At 57.5% G+C, this 2,660-nt stretch carries 3 protein-coding genes and 1 pseudogene; all 4 read right to left on the minus strand.

What is annotated here, in order from left to right; genetic code table 11:
* Positions 1-94: 94 nt before the first annotated feature.
* Positions 95-433 (minus strand): annotated as a pseudogene (locus CRO07_RS18180) (phage tail tube protein); the annotation flags it as partial.
* Positions 434-458: 25 nt separating this feature from the next.
* A complete protein-coding gene (locus tag CRO07_RS18185; protein ID WP_097032019.1) occupies positions 459-881 on the minus strand; it encodes an acyl-CoA transferase in 423 nt (140 codons plus the stop codon).
* Complete coding sequence (locus CRO07_RS18570; RefSeq protein ID WP_141400117.1) at positions 881-2,188, minus strand: hypothetical protein; 1,308 nt, start codon at positions 2,186-2,188, stop codon at positions 881-883. Before CRO07_RS18570 ends, CRO07_RS18185 begins: the two co-directional genes overlap by 1 nt.
* Positions 2,189-2,346: 158 nt before the next feature.
* Positions 2,347-2,660: DUF6441 family protein (locus tag CRO07_RS18190; protein WP_235841109.1), on the minus strand; the 314-nt coding region annotated here is incomplete at its 5' end.

A 2,660-nucleotide genomic window follows, 5' to 3' on the forward strand; every position in this document is an offset into this window, starting at 1 on the left:
CCAACGGCCACCCTCAAAGCCGTCTAGACGATCTGCTACCGTGGAACTTCACGCCGTCAAGATAAGCTGACTGTGGCCCACAGCGAACGCTTACGATGGCCATCGAGGGCAGGGTCCAGTTGCCCGACTGGAAGGTGTGGGTTTTGGGCGTGGTGCCGGTCGTGGTCGGGGATCCGAAAGCAGCCTTCAGCCAGAAGCCGAAGGCCTCGACGTCGATCGGCACCACCACCTCGCCATCGGCGGTGACGGCGTCCTTGATGGGGGCGAGCGGATCGCGGCCGTAGCCCAGCAGTTCCGAATTCAGCAAGGGCTGCTCTGCGCCGAGCGTGGTCCGGGCGAAGGGCATCAGCCGATAACCGCTGGCGGGCGGGGTGCCGTAGACGGTTTCGAACGCAAGCGCCATCTGCGCCCGCGCGCCGTGTGCGCGTGCCATGGGGGTCTCCTGTGGATGTGGGGTGTCAGGCCAGAGGGCCGGTCGTGGTGTAGTGCAGGACGACGGTGATCACCGCCGCCTTCAGCGCAGCGGCGCCCTCGACCGGCAGGTCGACCGAGGCCGGGGCTTCCGGTTCGATCCAGTCGCAAAGGCCGCCCAGCGTCCGGTCGGCCTCCAGCGCCGTGCCGATGGCGGCGACCAGGTCGTCGAAGGTGCTGGCCCGTCCGCTGCCCGCCTGGACGACGACCTCCAGCTCGGCCCGGTGCTGGTAGTGGTAACGCAGGGGCGACAGCGTCACTTCCGGTTCGCCCGGTTGGCCGTCGCGCAGGATGATCAGCCCGGCTGATGGGATCCGTTCGGGCAGGACTTCGTCACGCATAGTGAGGGCGGCAAGCGGCTGCACCCGCGCATGCAGCGCGGCGAGGACGGTTTCGCGGGTGGTGGGCATTATCCAAAAGTGCCACGTTTCGTAACTTGAGTAAGCCGCACATTGTCCTGCATATAAGTGATTTCCACGCCATCGCGGACAATCTTGAACTCAATTGCGTTGCAGTCTTTTCTATGCTTGGACTCGGGGGTAAAATGAAAACTACGCGCGAACTCAAAAGGAGCGAAGATTCGTGGTGCGCCTCTGTTCTCTCCGTCGTCCTGAGTTTCTCGCAGTATTGTAATCTTGAAGCTGCTCTCCAAGAAAGCCCCAAGCTCGACCAATCTCCCGTCTGTTCTGTATCCGGATGGATAAAAGACCATTGAACTGCTCAATGGGCCGAGTTGTGAGAGGTCGGTAATTCCCGCATCGATTAGAATGTTTTCGACTTTGTCTCTTGGTTCGAAAAGGACTGCTTCAAGTGCTGCGACCGGAAGGCAAATGCGGCGCTCAGAAAGTCCAATGTAGCGCCGTCCTGTTTCGTCTGCGCTTACCTTCTCGACGCGAATCGCTCTTGCTGCCAAGGTTGCATACTTGCGATTTGCATCAACCTGCAGCCCCATGCTTACGAGATGCTCCATCAGCAAATTGAACGCTCGTCTGTGAAAATCGTCGATTGGATCCTTACCCTTCAGTTTCTTCTCTAGGAGCTGGGTGAGGCGAGTTGAAGTTGAGGTCGGTCTTGGGTCGGATAGACTCATCCATCCTTTTGAAACTTGCAGTTCAGCGAGAATTCCAAATGGTTTGTCATTGCGCCGCGGAACAACTTTAAAGCACTTTTCTGCTTCAAGCAGGTTTCCAACTAAAGGTGACAGGTCTGGATTCGGGTGTATTCGGATTTGATCTGTGCCAATTTGAACTTGAGAAAACTTTCTTTCAGCAGTTACTTCATATGTGTCTTCCTGCTGCTGCTTTGTCTCTCCAGAAATGCTTGCGTCAGCCGCTAGATTGGAGTTTGGAGTTGGAGCGGTTAGGTTTCCTGTAGCGGCGGCGCGAGCGGCGCTAATACTAGATGAAGTTCGAGTACCTTTTAGGTTCTGCTTGTATTCAAAGCCTACGCCAGGAGCGCTGACGCGTCTTTCTCCGAGATCACAGTTGAACGTTTTTAGGACTACAATCGCTTCCTTAATCTCACACATCGCCTCAATTGTACTTCCATCAGAAAGTTCAATTCGGACTTCGTCTGCTCCAAAACTTACGATTATGTCAAGATCTAAGCCATCCTCAATTGCATTGCTTCGGCATCGCACATCAACGTTAGCAATTGCCCGATCAAAAGGTTCTGGCGGCGAATAGCTGTCATCAATCGAAAAGAAGGCTTCTGGCATATCGTTTCACCTCACGTTCTCCAGCAACGTGGCACTCCGATGTGCACGGGTCAAGCTGACGTGACCCTTCTATTTAGGGTTTTCTGAATGCGATGTGCCGTCTTAGTGCGCTGGACCGAGTTTGGTCTGCCTGGCCGCTTTCTAAGGAGGTTTTTGCACTATGGGTTCCACCCCGCCACGATCCGCCCCGGCACGCCGTCGATAGCCCGCTCGGCGTCCCGCGCGAGGTCCAGCCGTTTGCGCAGCTTGACCTGTGGCACGAGGAGGAAGATCGGCGCAGTCACCAAGCCCCGGCCGGTTTTCGACCGTGACGCAACTGCACGTCCCTTGCTGTTCAGCCTCCCCTCAGCCACCAAAAGGCTCGGACCCCTGCGCCGGTAGATGAACCGCAATTGCAGCCCCGTGCGGCGCTCCCATTCGCCGGGGGTGATGCGGCCGCCGCGGGTGGATTTGCCTGCGGCGGCGGTGGGGA

This window comes from Cereibacter ovatus, assembly GCF_900207575.1.
Taxonomy (GTDB): Bacteria; Pseudomonadota; Alphaproteobacteria; order Rhodobacterales; family Rhodobacteraceae; genus Cereibacter_A; species Cereibacter_A ovatus.